The sequence below is a fragment of the Nocardioides sp. P4_G4 genome (assembly GCF_056401085.1).
The window spans coordinates 1-18,978 of sequence record NZ_JBFUKA010000032.1 but is presented as its reverse complement, the minus strand read 5'-3'; the positions used below and the strand labels follow the sequence as shown (position 1 = coordinate 18,978).

Genomic DNA, 18,978 nt, shown 5'->3' with positions numbered 1-18,978 from the left:
CTCGAACCTGCCACCCGGCACCGCGTCGGCCAACACCCCTCGGGGTGGGCCTCCGGGCTCGGACCGGTCAACGCACGGCTTGCGCCGCCGCGACCACGTCGACGAGGCCGTAGCCCTTGTCGTACGACGTCGTCCCGAGCGGGCCCGGCTCGTAGGCCGCACCGTCGGTGAACTTGTGGGCCGTCGTCTTGAGGGCGGCCTCCACCTCGGCCGGCGTCGCGGCCGGGTTGGCCTGGAAGAGCTGGGCGACGATGCCGGCGATGTGGGGCGCCGCCATCGACGTACCGCTGATCGTGTTGAACGTGCCCACGTCGAGCGGGCCGGGGCCGTTCTCCGGGGCCAGGCCCGTCGAGCAGATGGCCAGGTAGAGCCGGCACGACGAGGTGATGTTCTCGCCGGGCGCCGAGATGTCGGGGTACGTCGACTGGTCGCCGGCGTGGCCTCGCGAGCTGAAGTCCGACACGGTGCCCTCGCGGGTGCCGGTGTCTTGGTCGTAGTAGGAGGCCACCGAGATGATGCCGCCCGTCGGGTCCATGCCGGGCGGGTTGGAGAGGCTCTCCGAGCCGTCGCCGCCGTCGTTGCCGTTCGCCCACACGGTCACGACGCCCTCGGCCGCCAGCGCCCGCTGGAGCTTGACCGTCGCCGACTCGGGGTCGAACGCGCCGCCGCCGGTGGGACCGTAGGAGTTGTTGGTGACCTTGATCGGCGGGCACTGCGCCGCCGGGACGCCCGCGCCGCAGGGGGCGTCGTGGTTCTCGAGGACCCAGTTGAGCGCCGCGTCGGCACCGATGATGAAGAGACCGGCACCGGTGGAGACGGACACCAGCCTCGCCCCGGGAGCGGCGCCCTGGAGCTTCTTGCCGCTGCTGAGGGTGACGGGGTTGCCGGCCACGATGCCGTTGACGTGGGTGCCGTGGCCGCCCGCCGAGAGGGTGTCGGTGTCGACGGAGGTGGGCACCCGCTGCACCGAGCAGAACGCCTCGAGCGGGTCGCAGAGCGTCTTGAGGTTGGCGACCACGGCGCTGCTGCCGTCGGCCTCCTTGAAGTACGGGTGGGTGGGGTCGACGCCGGAGTCGATGACCGCGACGCTCACGCCGTGGCCGGTGAGCTTCTGCCCGTCGGCCCCGGTGAGCGTCTGGGTCGCCTCGTAGCCACGGGTGGCCGTGTTGCTGCTGTCCTGGAACAGGTCGATCCCCTGGTTGCCCTCGACGTAGGTCACGCCGGGCTGCGAGCGCACCGCCTGCACCTGGCTGCCGGTGCCCGTGGCGACGACCACGCCGATCGCGTCGAAGCTGGTCACCGCCGTCATGCCGGTCGCGGCGACGGCGTCCCGCGCCTGCTGCAGGGTGGCGCCGTGCACCATCACCGCGGTGGGTGCGCCGGCGTCCAGGCCGGCGAGCTGGGTGACGAGCTGGGACGACAGGTCGGCACGGTCCCCGGACTCCGCCGCGGTGGCGGACGTCGGGACCGTGAGGCCGGTGGTGGCGACGAGGGCGACGGCGCCGACGGCCAGGCTCCTCGCCCATGTGGTGTTGATCCGCACGATCGAATCCCTCCACGCCTCGTCGCGTCGATGCGGTGCGACCCGGTCGGTCGGGTCACGAGGCGATGTGGGGCCCAACGAGCGGGTGTGCGCCGGGTCACGCCGGGTGGGGGAGGATGCCTCGCGTGGAGCACGTGTGGTGGGGCCTGGGGTTGCTGGTCGTCGCCCTGACGACGCTCGTCCTGGCCCGCGTCGCCCGGGTCCCGCTCGGCTGGCTGCCCCTGACCGCCATCCTGCGGGCGAGCGTCCAGCTGGCGGCCGTGGCGCTGATCCTGCGGGGCGTGCTCGCGGTGCCGTGGACGGTCGCCCTCTTCGTGCTGCTCATGGTGACGACGGCGACGTGGACGGCCGGGGGCCGGCTGGCCGGGCTGCCGGGCGCGCGCCGCATCGCGCTGGTGGGCGTGGTCGCCGGGGCCAGCGGCTCGCTGGTCCTGGTCTTCGGGCTGCGCCTCGTCGAGCTCGATGCACGGTACGTCGTCGCGGTCGGCGGCATCGTCATCGGCAACGCCATGAGTGCCGCGACCCTCTCGGGCCGCACCTTCCTGCGTGACGCGCGGGCGCGCCGCGACGAGGTCGAGGCGTGGCTCTCGCTCGGCGCCACCCCCACCCAGGCCTACGACGACGTCGGTCGCACCGCCGCGCGGGAGGCACTCCTGCCGACCCTCGACCAGACCCGTTCCACCGGTCTCGTCACCCTGCCGGGCGCCTTCGTGGGGGCCCTGTTCGGCGGCGCCACGCCCGTGGTGGCGGCCCAGTTCCAGCTGGTCGTGCTGGCCGCGATCGCCCTCACCATGCTCACCACGGCGGTGGTCGTGACCCGGCTCGCGGGCCGGGCGCCGTACGTCGTCGTGGCCGCCGACACCTGAGGTCCGGCCCGCGGATCGGGCGCACCCGGGCTGTCTTCGCGCGCGGTGCAAGCTGAGTCACTGGGTGACTCAGGTCCCAGCGGCGGGGCTGGCGTCGCGCGCGGTGCGAGCTGAGTCAGTGGGTGACTCAGGTCCCAGCGCCGGGGCTGGCGTCGCGCGCGGTGCGAGCTGAGTCAGTGGGTGACTCAGGTCCCAGCGCGCGGCCCACCGTTGCGCTCAGTGGTGCCGGAGCGCGTCGATGAGCTCGGCCTTGCTCATCGACGACCGGCCCTCGATGTCGAGCTCGGCCGCCCGGCGGCGCAGCTCCTCGACCGTGCGGTCCTCGTAGTCGGAGGCGCCGCCACCGCGCTCCCCGACCTTCGTGCGGCCCTGTGCGGCCGCGGCGTTGGCGATCCGCGCGGCCTTCTCCTTGCTGGCCCCCTCGTCGCGCAGCGCTTCGTAGACCTCGGGGTCCTTGACGCTCGGCCCCGGGTCCTGGTCCTGCTTCTTCTCGGCCATCGGTCCTCCTCGTCGCTGACCGACCGAGCCTGACACCGGCCGGGCCGCAACACCACCGGCCTAGGGGTGGTGAGTCACCGCCCCACCCACGTCACCGCGTCGAGAGCCACGCCCGGCCGTGGTCGCCGTCGTCGGACAGCAGCAGCACCTGGTCGTCGTGCGCCGCGACGGCGAGCACGTGCTCGCCCGCGGTCCGTGGCGGAGCGGCCGGCAGGGAGACCGGGCTCCACTCGTCGCCGTCGTCGCTGTGCCAGAGCGCGTACGCCGCCCCGTCGCTGGTCGTGGCCCACAGCCCACGTCCGCCATCGACCAGCGACGCCGCGAAGGGGCTGCTGCGGGCGTCGTCGGGGAGCGAGCCGAAGGTGGACGCCATCTCCCACCCGTCGTCGTCGCGGAGCCACGCGCCGAAGGAGTCCCCCCGGAGGCCCAGCGCGACGAGCCCGTCGTCGGTGGCCACCACCCGCTCGAGGTCGTCGAAGTCGTCGCTGCCGGGCACGTCGCCCCGCTCCCAGGTGCGGGCGTCGGGGGAGGTCCACTCCACGGGCTCCCGGTCCAGGGTGCCCGTGGCGTTGCCACCGCCCACGACCACCCACTGCCCGCCGTCCCAGGCCGCGGCCTGGGCGAGGGAGGTGAGGCCCTCCTCGTCGGCCAGGCCCGGCACGCCCTCCTCGATCGTGAAGTCGCGGCCGTCGGTGGAGTGCCACACGGCCGGACCGCTGGTCCGGTTGCCCGTGACCAGCCAACCCGGGGCTGCGCCCGTGACCGGACCCACGTTGGTCGCGGTGGCGCCGCCATACAGGTTGAAGGGGGCGAGTTGGTCGTCGAGCCCGCCGTCCCTCTCGAAGAACGTGGTGACCCGGGGGTTGCCGTGGGCGCCCCCGGAGCGGGCGCCGATCGCCACGACCGCGTCGCCCGAGCAGGAGACCCCCGCCAGGACTGCTCGGCGTCCCCAGTAGGTCGTCGCGGTGATCGGCAGGGCCTCCCAGGACCTGCCGTCGGTGGAGCCCCACACAGCGGGGCGGGCGTCCTGGGTCTCGCTCGGCTGGTCCAGCACCACGCCGCCGACGGCCCACCAGCGGTCGCCGCAGTGGACCGCGTCGCGCACCGCGATCCGGCCGGGTCTGCCGTCGGGGACGGGCAGCGACACGGCCGTCCATTCCGGGTCGACCTGCGACGAGCAGGAACCGAGCACCAGGGCGCCGGCCAGGATCCCGACGGCGCTGGCGGACACGCGGCGCACGGGCCGGCGATCCCACCTCGCGTTGCTCACGCCGCGAGCGTACGGCGCCCCACCGACGTCGCGACCCGCCCGACGGACGGTCCTCAGACCAGGTGCACGGCCAGCAAGGCGACGTCGTCCTTCAGCTGCCCCACGAGCAGGTCGTCGAGGATCGCGTCGACCAGTCGCCTCGTCGGGAGGTGGTGGCGCGCGCTCGCCGACCGGGCCAGGCGGGCCAGGCCGTCGTCGAGGTCCTCACCCCGGCGCTCCACCAGCCCGTCGGTGTAGAAGAGCAGGGTCGAGCCGGGTTCCATCCGCACGTCGCCCTCGGGGCGCTCGACGTCCGGCGCCAGGCCGACCAGCGGCGAGATCTCCGTCTCGAGCCACCGGGTGCCGCCCGCAGGCTCGATGAGCAGGGGTGGTGGGTGCCCGGCGTTGGTCCACCGGACCCGGCCGTCCTCCACCCGCGCCACCACGAGGGTCGCGAGGGCCTCGATGCCCAGTGACTCGAGTGACCGGTCCAGCTGCTCGACGGTCGACGAGGGGGACCCGTCGCCGGCCTGCAGGTGGGCCCGCAGTGCGGTCCGGAGCTGGCCCATGTCGGCGGCCGCCTTCATGTCGTGGCCGACCACGTCGCCGATCACCAGCGACGTCGTCCCGTCCGCCATCAGCAGGGCGTCGTACCAGTCCCCGCCCACCTGCTCGCGGGCGGCGGCCGGGCGGTAGCGGGCGGCCAGCCGGAGCCCCGGCACCTCCGGCAGGGTGGTGAGCAGGGCGCTCTGGAGGATGCGTGCGGTCTCGACGCGCTCCTCGAGGAGCAGCGCCCGCTGGACGGCCGAGGCGGTGTACGACGCGAGCGCCGAGATGGTGACCCGGTCGTCGTCGGTGAAGGTCCGCTCCTCGGGCCACAGCAGACCCAGGACGCCGAAGACCCGTCCCTCGACGCCCAGCGGCTCGAAGACCCGGGCGACGCCGGTTGCGCTCGTGGTGCCGACCGCGGGATAGGCGAGGTTCTGCTCGTCGGGTCCGCTGAAGAACAGGGGCTTGCGAGCGTGGAAGACGTCTCCGAGCGGGGTGGTGGAGTCGGCCGGCACGTCCTTGAACTGCCGGGCCCGTGCCCACTCGCGCCTGCTCTCGACGAGCAGCATGCGGTCCCCTCGCTCGTCGTGGTCCTCCCCGAGCTCGCCGAAGGCGTCGAGCGTTGCGGCGGCCGAGTGCAGCCACAGCACGGCGTGGTGGCACCCGAGGTGCTCGCGGGCGACGTCCTCGAGCGCGGTCGCGACGTCGGTCACCGTGCGGGTGTCGGTGAGGGCCTGGCTGAGCTTGAGCAGCACGTTGGCCCGCCACACCAGCTGGGTGGCGTAGTCGATGCCCTCGTCGGCCAGGCGCCGGAGCTCGCGCTGGGCGATCTCGGCCGAGCAGGCCGCGGCCAGGTCCTCCAGCAGCTCGAGGTCGTGGGCCGTCCACTCCCGCGGCTCGGCGTCGATCGCGCACAACGACCCGATGACGCGTCCCGCGTGGTCGCGCAGCGGCCAGCCGGCGTAGGCGATGACGTCGAGGTCCTCGATCGCGCGGTTGTCGCGCAGCCTCGGGTCGACGCGTGCGTCGGCGATGACGAGCGGCGCCCCGTCGGCGACGACGTACTGGCAGAAGGAGTGCGACAGCGGGGTCTGGCGCGAGCGCTGGTAGCTCTCCGGCAGCCCGGCGGCGCCGGGGAAGACCTGGCGCCTGGCCTCGACGATCGACACCAGCGCCACGGGCACGCCGAGCGTGTGCCGGACGAGCCGGGCATACCGGTCGAAGGAGGGGTCGGCAATGTCGCCTGGGTCCTGCGCGGGCACCGGCCTGCTCCCATCTCCCGAGCGGTCGACGTCGAGAGCGTAGGCCAGCACCGGTGTCGACGGGGCTGGTTTGCCGCAGGCTCACCCGACTGGGTGACGACGACCCGAGGTCAGTGGTGGAAGCCGCTCGGCTGGTCCTCCCGCGGCATCGGGGCGGACAGGTCGTCCATCCACTCGGTCGCGACCGAGAGGTCCCGCAGGAAGAGCTCGGCCATGTCGTGGCTGAAGCCGTTGCGCACCACGATGCGCAGCACCGCCAGGTCCTCCCGGTTCGGGGGCATCGTGTAGGCGGGCACCAGCCAGCCGCGCTCGCGGAGCTTGCGGGACATGTCGAAGACGTCGAACTTGGTGACCTCGGCATTGACGCTGAAGGTCACCACGGGCAGCTCACTGCCGTCGGTGATCACGTCGTACTCGGGCATCGCGCGCAGGGCGTCGCCGATGTGGCGAGCGACGTCCTGGCAGGACTGCTGGACCTCGCGGTAGCCCTCCCTGCCGAGTCGCAGGAACTGGTAGTACTGCAGGACCACCTGGGCGCCGGGACGCGAGAAGTTCAGGGCGAAGGTGGGCATGTCGCCCCCGAGGTAGTTCACGTGGAAGACGAGGTCCTCGGGCAGGTGCTCGGTGTCGCGCCACAGCACCCAGCCGACCCCGGGGTACACCAGCCCGAACTTGTGTCCCGAGGCCTGGATCGAGACCACGCGGGGAAGCCGGAAGTCCCACACCAGGGCGGGCTGCAGGAAGGGGGCGATGAAGCCTCCGGAGGCGGCGTCGACGTGCACCGGGACCGAGATGCCGCTGCTCTTCTCGTAGTCGTCGAGGACGGCACAGATCTCCTCCACCGGCTCGTAGCTCCCGTCCATGGTGGAGCCGAGGACCGCGACCACGCCGATGGTGTTCTCGTCGACGTACTCCAGCAGGTGGTCCGCGGTGAGGTGCAGGACGTCGCCCTCCAGGGGCACGTAGCGCGGCTCGACCTCCCAGTAGTTGGCGAACTTCTCCCACACGACCTGGACGTTGGCGCCCATGATGATGTTGGGCCGCTCGGTCGACTCGCCCGCCGCCCGGCGGGCGGTCTGCCAGCGGCGCTTGAGGGCCATCCCGGCGAGCATGCACCCCTCGGAGCTCCCGGTGGTCGAGGTGCCGACGCTGGTGGCGGCGTCCGGGGCGTGCCACAGGTCCGCGAGCATCCGGACGCACCGGGACTCGATCTCGGCGGTCTGCGGGTACTCGTCCTTGTCCACCATGTTCTTGTCGACCGTCGCGGCGTACAGCCTGTCGGCCTCGTCATCCATCCAGGTCGTCACGAAGGTGGCCAGGTTGAACCGTGCGTTGCCGTCCAGCATCACCTCGTCCAGGACCACCTGGTAGGCCGTCTGCGGGAGCATCGGCCCGTCGGGGAGCCGGTCCCGCGGGACGTTCACCATGCCCGCCCGGGTGAAGCGCGGCACGACGGTCAGGTCGGGCGCGGGTTGGTCCGGCTTCGTCCACACGGCCATGGTGTCCCCTTCGGATGAGCCCGCATCGAGCGGGTGGCCGGGTGTCGTCGGCCACCATCCACCGTCCGTGCGCGACCACGCCGGGCGCATCACCCATGGTGGATGATCAGCCGGGCGTGGCCTTCGTGGTCCACTCGCGGCGCGAGCAGGGCGCGGGCGAGGGAGGCCGAACGTGAGGTGGTCCCGACAGGGCTGGACGGCGGCCCTCTTCATCGTGGGGTCGACCTGCTTCCTCGTCGGCCCCCTGCCCGGCTTCGTCGACCTCGTCGGTCCCGGGATCGACGCGGCCGTCTTCTTCGTCGGCTCGTTGTTCTTCACCGCCGCCGCGAGCGTCCAGTGGGTCGACACCAAGGCGTCGGCGCACACCGCGACCGACCTGTGGAGCAGCGGCGTGCAGCTGGCGGGCACGGTGTTCTTCAACGTCTCCACCCTCCGGGCGCTCAGCACGTCCCTGGGCTCGACGGACTACGACCAGCTCGTCTGGCGCCCGGATGCCTTCGGGTCGGTGTGCTTCCTCGTCTCCGGATGCCTGGCCTACGTGGTGGTGGCGGGCCGGTTGCTGGCCCGGCCTCCGGCCACGGTGGACGGTGCGATGGCCGCCCTGAACCTCGCGGGGTGCGTCGCCTTCGGCGTCGCGGCCCTCGCGGCGTACGTCGTGCCGGGTGCCGACTCGGCGACCCGGGTCGCGGTGGCGAACGCGGGCACGGCCGTCGGCGCGCTGGCGTTCCTCGTGGCCGCGGTGCTGCTGCTGCGGAGCGATGTCACCCGCAGCGGCGATCTCACCCGGAAGGGATGAGGTCGACGGGGCCCGGTCGGAGCAGTCTCGTGGCGGATGCCGACCGCCGACACCAGCCCAGGAGGCAACGTGAACACCGCCGCAGACACCGACGTCCACGGGCCCGTGGACTTCCTGCTCATGGAGTTCCCGCGCAGCGGACTCACCGGGGAGGCAGGCGCAGCCCTGCGCGACCTGGTCGAGCAGGGGACCGTGAGGCTCTATGACCTGACGGTCATCAGCAAGGCCAGCGACGGTGCCATCGACGTGCTCGAGCTGACCGACCCGGCCTCCGGTGCCGGCAGCTTCAGCTGGTTCGCCGGTGCCCGCTCGGGCCTGATCAGCGACTCCGACATGGCGGAGGCCGCCGCAGCCATGGAGCCCGACACGGTGGCCGCCCTGATCATCTACGAGAACAGCTGGGCCATCCCCTTCGTAGCCGCCGCGCAAAGCAGCGGTGGCGAGGTGATCGCCAGCCAACGGATTCCGGCCGCGGACGTGGCCGAGGCCCTCGACGCGCTCGAGCTGGCCTGAGGAGGAGGAGCACGATGCCAGGACTACTCAGGGGCGTGGCCCGCACCGCGGTGATCGCGGGGACGGCCAGCTCGGTCAGCGGTCGCGTCCAGCGACGACAGGCCGCGAAGTTCGCCGACCGGGACGCCGCGACCGCCGCCCAACAGCAGCAGGCGTACCAGCAGTACGCCGACCCGCCTCCCCAGGCCGCCCCGGCACCGGCAGAGCCGGCGGCCGACCCGCTCCAGCAGCTCAGTGAGCTCGGCGACCTCAAGGACCGGGGCATCCTGACCGACTCCGAGTTCGCGGCCCAGAAGGCCAAGATCCTCGGTCTGTGAGGGCAGGAGACGACATGCTCGCAACGGCGCGGGCCGCGTTCCACGCCCTCCCCGGGCCCGGCGCGGTCCTGCGCGCCACGGAGGCAGCGGCCCAGTGGGCCGGCGGGCGGTTGCTGGACGAGGTCGGGAAACGGGTGGACCTGACGCCGCTGGTGGCCCAGGTGGTCGACCTGGACAGCCTCGTGGCCGACCTCGACGTGGACGCCATCGCCCGCCGTCTGGACGTCGACGCGGTGGCCGGGCGCCTGGACGTCGACGCGGTCGCCCGGCGCCTGGACATCGACGCCGTCACCGACCGGCTGGACCTGGTGGCGCTGGTCGAGACCGTCATCGCCGAGATAGACCTGCCGGCCATCATCCGTGACTCCACGGGCTCCGTCGCCTCCAGCACCGTGCGCGGGGTCCGCATGCAGAGCGTCTCGGGTGACGAGGCGATCGCGCGCGCTGTCGATCGGCTCCGCCTGCGTGGTCGTCACCGCCCCGTGCCGGAGCCGAGGGCGGACGGCGTCACGTGAGCCAGCCGCCGCTCTCCGCGGTACCCCTGGAGGCACGCGCCTTCCAGGGCCGCAACGCGGGACTGGTCACACGCTCGATCGCTGCCGTCGTCGACTCGGCCGTGGTCGGCCTCGTCCTGGTGTCGGCCTACCTCGGGCTGAACGGGCTGCTCTTCATGATCGATCCGCGGGGCTTCTCCTTCCGCGCCGCCGACCTGCTGTTCAGCCTGGCGCTGGCCTGGGGCGTGAGCGTGCTCTACCTGACCGCCTGCTGGGCCCTGACGGGCCGCACCTACGGCTGTCACGTCATGGGACTGAGCGTCGTGGACCGACGTGGTCGTCGGCCCCGCCTCTGGACCGCGCTGGTGCGGGCGGGATTCTGCGCGTTCGTCCCGATCGGGCTGCTGTGGTGCGGGTGGAGCCGCACCAACCGGTCGCTGCAGGACCTCTTCCTGGGCACGCGAGTGGTCTACGACTGGATCCCCCACCCGACCGCGGTGGAGGTCCCGGCGCCGCGGTCATCCCCGGAGGATGAGGCTGCGGCGGTCCGTCGGGACCACGCTGGTGGGACCCTTTGAAAGGACTGACCATGTCTGATCGCAACGCCGGTGTCTCGTCCCACACTCGCTCCAGGTCGGCTCAAGGCACGCCGGGCGCGGGCTCCGAGGACTGGGTGGAGAGCCCCACCCTGTGGGTGGGATGGATCGCCTTCGCAAGCATGATGATGATGTTGCTGGGCGCGCTGCACGCGATCCAGGGGCTCGTCGGCCTCTTCCGCGACGAGTACTACCTGGTGGGCAAGAACGACCTCGTCGTCCACGTCGACTACACGACGTGGGGCTGGGTGCACCTGATCGCCGGCATCCTCATCGCGGTGGCCGGTGGAGCGCTGCTGGCCGGACAGATGTGGGCGCGGGTCGTCTGCGTGCTGTTCGCGTTCGGCAGCGCGATCCTCAACATCGCGTTCCTGTCGGCGTACCCGATCTGGTCCACGATCATGATCGTCATGGACGTGCTGGTCATCTGGGCCGTCACCGTCCACGGCAAGGAGATGCGGGACGCCCGCGGCTGGAACTCCTGAGTCCTGATCCGACGGGGCGGGACGATGCCATGACCGACGACCAGGCCGGCACGCGCGGCGACGACGCTGAGCTGCAGCGCCTCCGTCAGCGGGTCGCGGGGCTCGAGGCCGAGCTGGCAGCGACCGCGTCCGCCCCACCGGCAGGAGAGCCCCACCAGCGGTGGCGGACGGTGGTGTCGGCCGTCCTGATCGTCGTCGCGTGCGTCCTGGCGCCTCTGGCGGTGACGGCCGTCTGGGCCGACCGGCAGATCTCCGACGCCGACCGGTACGTCGCGACGGTGGCCCCCCTGGCGGACGATCCGGCGGTCCAGGCGGCCGTGGCCGACCAGGTGAGCACGGTGGTGCTCGAGAAGCTCGACGTGCCCACGCTGACCTCCGACGTCGTCGACGGTCTGGCCCAGCAGGACCTGTCCCCCCGGGCGGTCGCCGGGCTGAGGGCGCTCTCGGTGCCGTTGACCAACGGCATCGAGAGCTTCGTCCGCTCCTCGGTGGACAAGGTGGTCGCCAGCGACCAGTTCGCGCAGGCCTGGGTGCAGGCCAACCGCACCGCCCACACGGCGGTGGTGCGACTGCTCTCCGGGGACCAGGGCGGCGCCGTGACGGCGCAGGGCGACGAGGTGACGATCAACCTGGCCCCGATCGTGGCCCAGGTGAAGCAACGCCTCGTCGACTCGGGCTACACGGCGGCCGACAAGATCCCGGAGATCGACACCTCGTTCGTTCTCGTCACCTCCGACGCGGTGACGAAGGCCCAGCGCTTCTACAGCCTGCTCGACACGCTCGGCTTCTGGCTCCCGATCGTCTCGCTCACCCTCCTCGCTCTCGGCGTGTACGCCGCCCGTTCCCGTCGCCGGGCCCTGATCGCCGGGAGCCTCGGGTTCGTCGTGGGCATGGTGCTGCTGGGGGTGGGACTCGCGGTGGCCCGGCTCCTCTACCTCGACGCCGTGCCGTCCGACGTGCTGCCCTCCGACGCCGCCCGCTCCGTCTTCGACACCCTCGTGCGCTTCCTGCGCACGGGTCTGCGTGCTGTCGCGATGCTGGGCCTCGTCGTGGCGCTGGGCGCGTTCCTGACGGGCCGGTCCCCGACGGCCGTGCGGACCCGGGAGGTCCTCAGCCACGGGATCGGAGGGGTCCGCGACAGCGCCGAGGCGCACGGGGTCCAGACCGGCAGGGTGGGTCTGTGGACGGGCGAGCACAAGCGTGTCCTGCGGGCCGCGGTGGTGCTGCTGGGCGGCCTCGTGCTCCTCTTCTGGTCGCAGCCCACGGCAGCGGTCGTCGTCTGGACGGCCGTCGGGGTGCTGGTGGGCGTCGGGCTGGTGGAGCTGATCAGTCGGCCCGCCGTCGCGGCGGACGCGCCGACCGATGCGCCCACGGACGTGCCGGTCGCCTGAGGTCGGGAGACCCGCCGCCAGTGGTCAGGCGCTGCGCCCGCCGCCGAGCCCCGTGACGCTCGTGGCGTCGGTGCCGTGGGGGTCGGCGAGCAGCCCGAGCTCCCAGGCACGACGTACGGCGTCGTTGCGCCGGTCAGCGCCCAGCTTGCGCAGCAGGTTGCGCACGTGGGTGCGCACCGTGTTGACGGAGATGAACATCGCGGCGCCGATCTCGGCGGTGGTGGCGAGGTCGTTGAGGTAGCCCAGGACCTCCAGCTCCTTGCTGGTCAGCGGCTCCACCACGAGGGGCCGGGAGATCCCGCGCGACTCGAGCGCGGGCAACCGCCGTCGGACCCCCGCACCACCGGATCGTCCGGGGACGCGTCCGGGGTTCGGCGCATCGCCGCCCGGGCGGCCCACCGGGTCGGTGCTCACCAACCACGGGTGGGCGACCTGGAGCTCGTCGTGGGCGCGCAGGAGCTGTCGGACGGCCGGAGGAGCCTCGGTGAAGGGCCGCCGCATCTGCTGCGGGCAGGCCAGGCCCAGGGCCTGGGTGACCAGGGAGACGGCCGAGGTCTCGTCGCCCGCGCGGAGCCAGAAGCCGGCGTCGTCAAGGGCCACGCTGACCTGCAGCTCGAGCGGCGGGTCGCCGTGCCACGACGCCATCTCCAGGGAGATGCGACCGTCCGGCTCCTCCGTGGTGAGGCCTCCCTCGGCGGCGGCGTGGACGGCCGCGGTGAGGTCGATCCAGTCCGAGACCCACGCGGGAGCCTCCCGCTGGGCGAGGGACGCTCGGGCCGTGGCCAGCGTGGCGCGCGATCCGGCGAACTCCCCGTTGGCGTGCAGCAGGCGGGCCCGGACGACGTCGAGCAGGACGTCGGTGACCGGGTCGAGCAGTGCTCTGCGCAGGTCCGCCTGTGCGACCTCCTGGCGCGCGGCCCGCACGTGGGACCTCTCGGTCAGCAACCACGCGCGGGCGACCGAGGCGCAGGCGGCGGGCGAGCCCGACCGGGCGGGGAGGTCGGCCACGCGCTCGTCCACCTGCTGCAGGAGGACCGACGCCTCGCCGGCGTCGCCGAGGACGACCGCCAGCAGTGCTCCCCGGGTGAGAGCAGTGAGTGCGAGCTCTCCACGCCGATGGCCGCCGGAGTCGGCGGCGTCGAGTGACGCGGCCTTCGCCTCGTACAGGTTCCCGCTCCACATGAGGAGACCGGACCGGAGGAGGGCCATCTGGCGTCGGAGCTCCGGGCGGAGGTCCGGCTCGGACGGCAGCAGGGTGGTCAGGTGCCGCTCGGCGACCCGCAGCGCCTCGAGCCCGTGCTCGGTGTCGTGCTCGGCCGCCGCGAGGGCGGCCTCGAGCAGCTCCACCGAGAAGGCGTCGGCCGACGTGGCGGACCCGTCGCGCGACAGCCGGGTGCGAGCGTCCGCCAGCGCGGCCCTGGCCTCGGTCACGCCGCCGGCCCGCAACGCGAGGGCGGAGCGCACGATCGCTGCCTGGCCTCCCTGCGTCGTCGCCGGCATCGCCTCGAAGATGGCGGCCACCGACGTGTCGAGACGAGCGTCGAGCATCTGGCCAACCGCCAGGTTCTCGACGAGGTAGGCCGCGGCATCGCTCCACAGCCCCGCCGCTGCGGCGTGCACCGTGGACTCGTGCAGGTTGCCGCAGTGGGCCCACCACCGTGCAGCGAGGCCGTGCAGTCCGGCGAGGAGGTCGGGACGCTCGGCCCTCAGGCGGTCGCGCAGGAAGTCGCGGAACAACGGCTGGTACTCGTACGTGGTCGGGGTCCCCGGGACACAGCCCATGAAGGCGTTGGAGCTGGCCAGGAGTCCCATCGCCCCCCGCCCGTCCAGTCGGCCGCTGAGGGCCTCGAACAGGCCGATCGGCAGCTCGTCGGGGACGCTCGTGCGCAACATGAGCTCGCGCAGGTCCGGAGGCTGGGCGTCCAGGACCTCCCTGGCCAGGTAGTCGCTCAGGGCCGGCTCGGCACCGGTGAACCCGGCCAGCGCCGCGTCGGTGTCGGCGGAGCCGCGGAGGTGGGCCGCGGCGAACGCGAGGCCGGCCGCCCACCCGCGGGTCTTGTCGAGGAGGACCGTCAGCTGGGCCTCGGTCAGGGAGATCCCCTCCCCGAGGAGCAGCTCGGCCGCCTCCATGCGGACCAGGCGCAGGTCGTCGCCCGTGATCTCGGCGAGCCCTCCGGCCAGGCGGTAGCGGTGGAGCGGGAGCGCGGGTTCGGAGCGGGTGAGCAGGACGACCCGGAGGCTGTCCCACGCCTCCTCCATGTACTGGTCGAGCTCGCCGTGCAGGGCGGCGTCCGGGACCTCCTCCTCCACCACCAGCACGACCGGGCCGCTCCGCGCGGCGACGCTGCGCGTCAGGTCACCCAGGTGCTGGATGTCGGGGGCGGGTCCCGACCGGAGCCGGTCCCTGGGGCCACCTCCCTCGGTCAGCAGCCAGGCGGTCACGTCGTCCCAGAAGCCGGTACCAGCGTCGTCCGTCCGCTGGGCCGACACCCGCAGCAGGGGCCCCGGCACCCGCCCGGTCGCCAGCCAGCCGGACAGCAGGACGGTCTTGCCGGCCCCGGCGGGCGCGCTCACCAGCGTCAGGGTGCTCGCGGCCACGGCGTCGTCCAGCAGCTCGACCAGACGCGGGCGCAACACGGACCCCACCGGGGTCGACCCCCGCGCAGCAAGGCCGTGGTCCCGCAACGACACCGGGTCGGTCGTGCCTCTGCCTGCAGCGGCGTCCATGGCGCTCCTTCGTGCGGTAGGGCAGGGGCTGTCGACCCAGAGACCCTGATTCGAGGCTCGATGAGGCACACCATCGGGGGCAGGGTCTTTGGTCCCACGCGTATGGGTAGGACGTCACGGCGCCCGTCGCGCGATCGTCCTTCCTCGTCCGGACGGGATGATGACCGTGCCGTTCGGGACGCCGTCCACTGGTGTCGAGCATCGAGGACGGGCCGATCAGGTGAGCAGTGAACCCCAGGGACCCAGGCTGCACGTCGTGGAGCGTGAGGCGTCGCCGGACCCGACGCGGCAGTTCATCGACGCTGCCTCCGGTCACCTCCCGCCCCGGATCGGGGCGTGGGTCGAGCGGGCGTTCTCGCGCTGGCCGGGGCGGGTGCTCACGGCGAGCACCACGAGCTTCGCGCGCATCGAGCTCTTCGACCGGTCCATGACGATCGCGGCCCAGTTCTTCACCTCGATCTTCCCGATCCTGCTGATGGCGGCGACGTGGCTGGGCCCGGACAGCACGTCGCTCGGGGACGCCACCGGCATGCCGGCGCGCGCCCAGAGCGTCCTGGACCAGGCGATGAACGGGTCGGAGAGCGCCAGCTTCGGCGTCGCGGGCGTGCTCTTCGTCCTGGTGTCGGCGACCAGCCTGTCCCGCGCCCTGACGCGAGCCTTCGCCGCGGTCTGGTCCCTGCCGCGCCCGACCTCGACGCTGGGCTCGGCATGGCGGTGGCTCGCGGCCGTGGTGGCGCTGGCGCTGGCGGTCACGGTGACGTTGACGCTCACCCGCCGGCTGGCCGAACAGCCACCTCGCGGGATGTGGGCGATGGTGCTGGCGTTCCTCGTGAGTCTCGCCCTCGGGGTGTTCGTGCCGTGGGTCCTGCTCTCGCGCCAGGTCGGTGTCCGTCTGCTGCTCCCCGGCGCCGCGCTGGTCGCCGTGGTCATGGCGTTCGTCCGCCCCGCCGCCGCCGCGTGGGTGCCCCGTGCCCTCGAGTCGAGCGCCGGTCGCTACGGATCCATCGGTGTCGCCTTCACCTACCTGGCCTGCCTCTACGCCCTGGCCTTCATCTGGTTGGTCACCGCCGTCGTCGGGCAGGTGGTCGCCACCGACGAGGGCGCGTTCGGCCAGTGGGTCCGCGGCGAGACGGACGCGATCGGCACGACCAGCCGCGGTGGCCGGCGGCCGCCGGCCGTCGAGAGGTCGGGGTAGCCGCATGGCCCGCCGCGTCCTGGTCCCGCGGACGTACAGCGTCGTCCTGGTCCTGGTGGCCCTCACCTTCGTCGTCAGCAGCTCCGCGGGCGCCCAGGGACAGCCACTGGGGGTGTTGCTGCAGGTCGCCACCGCCTGGTTCGCCCTGGTGACGGCGCGGGCACAGCGCCCGACCCGACTCCTCGTGGTGCCACTCCTCGCCGCGACCGCGATCACGGCCCTGGTCGCATCACTGGTCTCGGAGCCGACGGTCGTCCTGGCGGCCGGCACGCTGTTGTACGTCTTCGTCCCGGTGGCCATCCTGCGCCACATCGCCCGGCGGCCCCAGGTGGACCGGGAGACCCTGTGGGGGGCCGTGGCCAGCTACGCGATGATCGGCATGGTCTACGGCTTCTGCTACCAGCTCGCCGGCGTGGTGCAGGCCGGCCCCTTCTTCGGCTCCGAGGGCGACCCGACGACCGCCGAGGCGTTGTTCTTCAGCTTCACGACCCTGACCACGACCGGCTACGGCAACTTCGTGCCCGTCGGCAACCCGGGCCAGACGCTCGCCGTCAGCGAGATGTTCCTCGGTCAGCTCTTCCTGGTCACGATCGTGGCCAAGGTGATGAGCGCGCTCGGCCCCCGTCAGCGACCCCCGAGGTCGTCGCCCGCCCGGAGCGGTGACCCGGAAGCCGGGTGACGCGCGGCCGCCAGTCATCCCCGTCGGATGATCCATGGTCGCGCCCCACGCCGGAGACTCGGTCCGGAGCCGACCACACGGGAGACGTCATGGGTGAGACCTCCGTGCTGGTCGTCATGGCCACGGTCTTCGCCTGGGGGCTGGTCTCCCGCCGCCTGGAGCGGGCGGACCTCACTGCACCTGTCGTCTTCGTCACCGTGGGAGGACTCCTGGCGGCCTTCGGGGTCCTCGACTCACCGTCCGCGCCCGAGACCCTCAAGCCGCTGGTGGAGCTGGCTCTGGTCTGGGTGCTCTTCGCCGACGCGGCCGGTGTCCGGGTGCACGAGCTGCGCGACGACGCCAGCCAGTACCTGCGGCTCCTGGCGATCGGGCTGCCCCTGACGATCCTCGGGGGATGGGCGCTGGCCCACTGGCTCTTCCCGTCGCTCGGGACGTGGCTCGCCCTGCTGGTCGCGGCCGCGCTGGCACCCACCGATGCCGCGCTCGGGCAGGCCGTGGTGACCAACCCGCACGTGCCCCCGAGGATCCGCCGGTTGCTCACCGTCGAGAGCGGCCTCAACGACGGGATCGCCACGCCCGTGGTCGTGTTCGCCCTGGCCGGGGCTGCCACGGCCGAGGGGGTGTCCGGTGCACCCGGTCTCGGGTCCGCCCTGGTCGAGCTCGCGGTGGGAGCGCTCGTGGGCGTCGCGCTCGGCCTGGCGGGTGGCGCCCTCGTCCGCGTCGCCCGCGACGGCGGCTGGGCGGCCGAGGGCTTCGTGGGCATCACCGTCCTGGCGCTGGCGGTGATGGCCTACACCGCCTCGGTGGCGCTGCACGGCAACGGCTTCATCGCGGCGTTCTGCGGCGGGCTCGCGTTCGGCGCCACCGCGGGACGACGGAGCAGCGCGGAGCTGGTGTTCCTCGAGCAGGCCGGCAGCCTGGTGTCGTTGCTGACCTGGCTCAGCTTCGGCGTCATCGCCCTGCCGATCATCGTCGACCGGATCAACCTCGACATCGTCCTGTACGCCGTGCTGAGCCTGACGCTGGTGCGCATGCTCCCGGTCGCGCTCTGCACCGTCGGCGCGGGCCTGGACCGGCCGACCGTCCTGTTCATGGGTTGGTTCGGGCCGCGCGGCCTCGCCTCCCTGGTCTTCGCCCTGCTCGCCCTCGAGGAGCTCGGCGGGGAGGCGGACGAGGTGATCGCACTCATCGGCGTCACCGTCCTGATGAGCGTCGTCGCCCACGGGTTCAGCGCCGGACCGCTCGCGACGTGGTTCGGCGAGGAGCAGTCCAGAGACGCCCCGGGAGCCCGTGGTCCCGGCTGAGTCGAGCGGGTCATCCGTGCCGGGTGATGCCCCGCCGGGACACGGCGTCTCCAATGGGAGGACGCACCCTGACCAGGAGGAAGCCCCCATGTGCCGATGGCTCGCCTACACCGGATCGCCGATCCTCATCGAGGACCTGCTGTACCGACCCGAGCACTCCCTGATCGTCCAGAGCATGAGCTCGACGATGGGAGCGGAGGCCACCAACGGGGACGGGTTCGGACTCGGTTGGTACGGCGACCGACCTACCCCCGGCGTCTTCCGGAGCACGGAGCCGGCATGGAACGACCGCAACCTGCACGAGCTCGCCGGGCACATCACGTCGGGCTGCGTCCTGGCCCACATCCGCGCGTCGACCGGGTCGCCCGTCCAGGAGACCAACTGCCACCCGTTCCGTCGCGGGAAGTGGCTCTTCATGCACAACGGCATGATCAGCGGCTTCCACCGCTACAAGCGCGAGCTGTCGATGGCGGTCGACCCGTCGCTCTTCGCCGACATCGAGGGCTCGACCGACACGGAGGTGTTCTTCTACCTGGCGCTGACGTTCGGTCTCGAGACCGACGCCATCGGTGCGGTGAGCCGGGCGGTCGGCCTGATCGAGGACGTCGGGCGCCGCAACGGTGAGAACTTCCCGATGCAGATGACCGTCGCCACCACCGACGGAGAGTCCTTCTACGCCTTCCGCTACTCCAGCGAGGGCCGGTCCCGGTCGCTGTTCCACAACGCAGACGTCCACACGCTGCGCGAGCAGTACCCCGACAACCCCCTGCTGCGTGGCCTCTCGGACGACGCCCGGATGGTGGTCTCCGAACCCCTCGGCAACCTCCAGGGTGCCTGGCTCGAGGTTCCCGAGTCGACGTGCGTCGTCATCCGTGGCGGTCAGCAGGAGCAGGTCCCCTTCACGCCGACCGCACTGCAGCCCGCCGTCTGACCTGGGGCGTATCCGCCGTGTGCCCCGCAGTCCACTGGACGCCACCGCAGACCGCCCCGCCGGTCCCCACCGTCGGGGTGGAGG

At 72.7% G+C, this 18,978-nt stretch carries 18 protein-coding genes; 12 read left to right on the top strand and 6 right to left on the bottom strand.

Annotated features, from left to right (window positions below):
- Positions 1-67 precede the first annotated feature (67 nt).
- A complete protein-coding gene (locus AC1DQF_RS09435) occupies positions 68-1,543 on the bottom strand; it encodes a S8 family serine peptidase (protein WP_477524967.1) in 1,476 nt (491 codons plus the stop codon).
- Positions 1,544-1,668: 125 nt separating this feature from the next.
- Here AC1DQF_RS09435 and AC1DQF_RS09430 point away from each other — a divergent pair, with 125 nt between their 5' ends.
- The gene (locus tag AC1DQF_RS09430; RefSeq protein WP_477524966.1) at positions 1,669-2,409 is read left to right on the top strand and encodes an ABC transporter permease; all 741 of its coding nucleotides are present in this window, start codon (positions 1,669-1,671) and stop codon (positions 2,407-2,409) included.
- Positions 2,410-2,625: 216 nt separating this feature from the next.
- On the opposite strand, the gene AC1DQF_RS09425 is transcribed toward AC1DQF_RS09430, so the two are convergent.
- From AC1DQF_RS09425 to gad, 4 genes are all read right to left on the bottom strand, one after another.
- Positions 2,626-2,907, bottom strand: a complete 282-nt coding sequence (locus AC1DQF_RS09425) for a DUF7218 family protein (RefSeq protein ID WP_477524965.1) — start codon at positions 2,905-2,907, stop codon at positions 2,626-2,628.
- 91 nt (positions 2,908-2,998) lie between these two features.
- Positions 2,999-4,177 carry a hypothetical protein gene (locus AC1DQF_RS09420; protein ID WP_477524964.1) on the bottom strand — a complete coding sequence of 393 codons (1,179 nt, stop codon included), beginning with the start codon at positions 4,175-4,177 and terminating at the stop codon, positions 2,999-3,001.
- Between the two features lie 53 nt (positions 4,178-4,230).
- Complete coding sequence (locus tag AC1DQF_RS09415; protein WP_477524963.1) at positions 4,231-5,967, bottom strand: GAF domain-containing SpoIIE family protein phosphatase; 1,737 nt, start codon at positions 5,965-5,967, stop codon at positions 4,231-4,233.
- 110 nt (positions 5,968-6,077) lie between these two features.
- On the bottom strand, positions 6,078-7,466 hold the full coding sequence (gad, locus tag AC1DQF_RS09410; protein ID WP_477524962.1) for a glutamate decarboxylase: 1,389 nt from the start codon (positions 7,464-7,466) through the stop codon (positions 6,078-6,080).
- 172 nt (positions 7,467-7,638) lie between these two features.
- Between gad and AC1DQF_RS09405 the strand changes: the two genes are divergently transcribed.
- The 7 genes from AC1DQF_RS09405 (at position 7,639) to AC1DQF_RS09375 (ending at position 12,058) form a co-directional block, all read left to right on the top strand.
- Positions 7,639-8,262: a hypothetical protein gene (locus AC1DQF_RS09405; protein WP_477524961.1), complete on the top strand. Its 624-nt coding sequence runs from the start codon at positions 7,639-7,641 to the stop codon at positions 8,260-8,262.
- Between the two features lie 69 nt (positions 8,263-8,331).
- A complete protein-coding gene (locus tag AC1DQF_RS09400; RefSeq protein ID WP_477524960.1) occupies positions 8,332-8,775 on the top strand; it encodes a DUF6325 family protein in 444 nt (147 codons plus the stop codon).
- Between the two features lie 14 nt (positions 8,776-8,789).
- Positions 8,790-9,092 carry an SHOCT domain-containing protein gene (locus AC1DQF_RS09395; protein WP_477524959.1) on the top strand — a complete coding sequence of 101 codons (303 nt, stop codon included), beginning with the start codon at positions 8,790-8,792 and terminating at the stop codon, positions 9,090-9,092.
- A 14-nt stretch (positions 9,093-9,106) separates the two neighbouring features.
- Positions 9,107-9,607, top strand: a complete 501-nt coding sequence (locus AC1DQF_RS09390; protein WP_477524958.1) for a hypothetical protein — start codon at positions 9,107-9,109, stop codon at positions 9,605-9,607.
- A complete protein-coding gene (locus AC1DQF_RS09385; protein WP_477524957.1) occupies positions 9,604-10,164 on the top strand; it encodes an RDD family protein in 561 nt (186 codons plus the stop codon). Before AC1DQF_RS09390 ends, AC1DQF_RS09385 begins: the two co-directional genes overlap by 4 nt.
- 11 nt (positions 10,165-10,175) lie before the next feature.
- Positions 10,176-10,667, top strand: coding sequence for a DUF7144 family membrane protein (locus AC1DQF_RS09380; RefSeq protein ID WP_477524956.1), 492 nt, complete (start codon positions 10,176-10,178; stop codon positions 10,665-10,667).
- Between the two features lie 29 nt (positions 10,668-10,696).
- Positions 10,697-12,058 (top strand): hypothetical protein, encoded by a 1,362-nt coding sequence (locus AC1DQF_RS09375; protein WP_477524955.1) that lies wholly within the window; start codon positions 10,697-10,699, stop codon positions 12,056-12,058.
- Positions 12,059-12,082: 24 nt separating this feature from the next.
- On the opposite strand, the gene AC1DQF_RS09370 is transcribed toward AC1DQF_RS09375, so the two are convergent.
- The gene (locus AC1DQF_RS09370) at positions 12,083-14,695 is read right to left on the bottom strand and encodes a helix-turn-helix transcriptional regulator (protein ID WP_477524954.1); all 2,613 of its coding nucleotides are present in this window, start codon (positions 14,693-14,695) and stop codon (positions 12,083-12,085) included.
- 310 nt (positions 14,696-15,005) lie between these two features.
- On the opposite strand from AC1DQF_RS09370, the gene AC1DQF_RS09365 reads away from it, so the two are divergent.
- The 4 genes from AC1DQF_RS09365 (at position 15,006) to AC1DQF_RS09350 (ending at position 18,894) form a co-directional block, all read left to right on the top strand.
- Complete coding sequence (locus tag AC1DQF_RS09365) at positions 15,006-15,980, top strand: YhjD/YihY/BrkB family envelope integrity protein (protein ID WP_477524953.1); 975 nt, start codon at positions 15,006-15,008, stop codon at positions 15,978-15,980.
- A gap of 4 nt (positions 15,981-15,984) precedes the next feature.
- Positions 15,985-16,659 (top strand): ion channel, encoded by a 675-nt coding sequence (locus AC1DQF_RS09360; protein WP_477524952.1) that lies wholly within the window; start codon positions 15,985-15,987, stop codon positions 16,657-16,659.
- A gap of 89 nt (positions 16,660-16,748) precedes the next feature.
- Positions 16,749-17,963, top strand: a complete 1,215-nt coding sequence (locus tag AC1DQF_RS09355; RefSeq protein ID WP_477524951.1) for a cation:proton antiporter — start codon at positions 16,749-16,751, stop codon at positions 17,961-17,963.
- Positions 17,964-18,051: 88 nt separating this feature from the next.
- On the top strand, positions 18,052-18,894 hold the full coding sequence (locus AC1DQF_RS09350; protein ID WP_477524950.1) for a class II glutamine amidotransferase: 843 nt from the start codon (positions 18,052-18,054) through the stop codon (positions 18,892-18,894).
- Positions 18,895-18,978 lie beyond the last annotated feature (84 nt).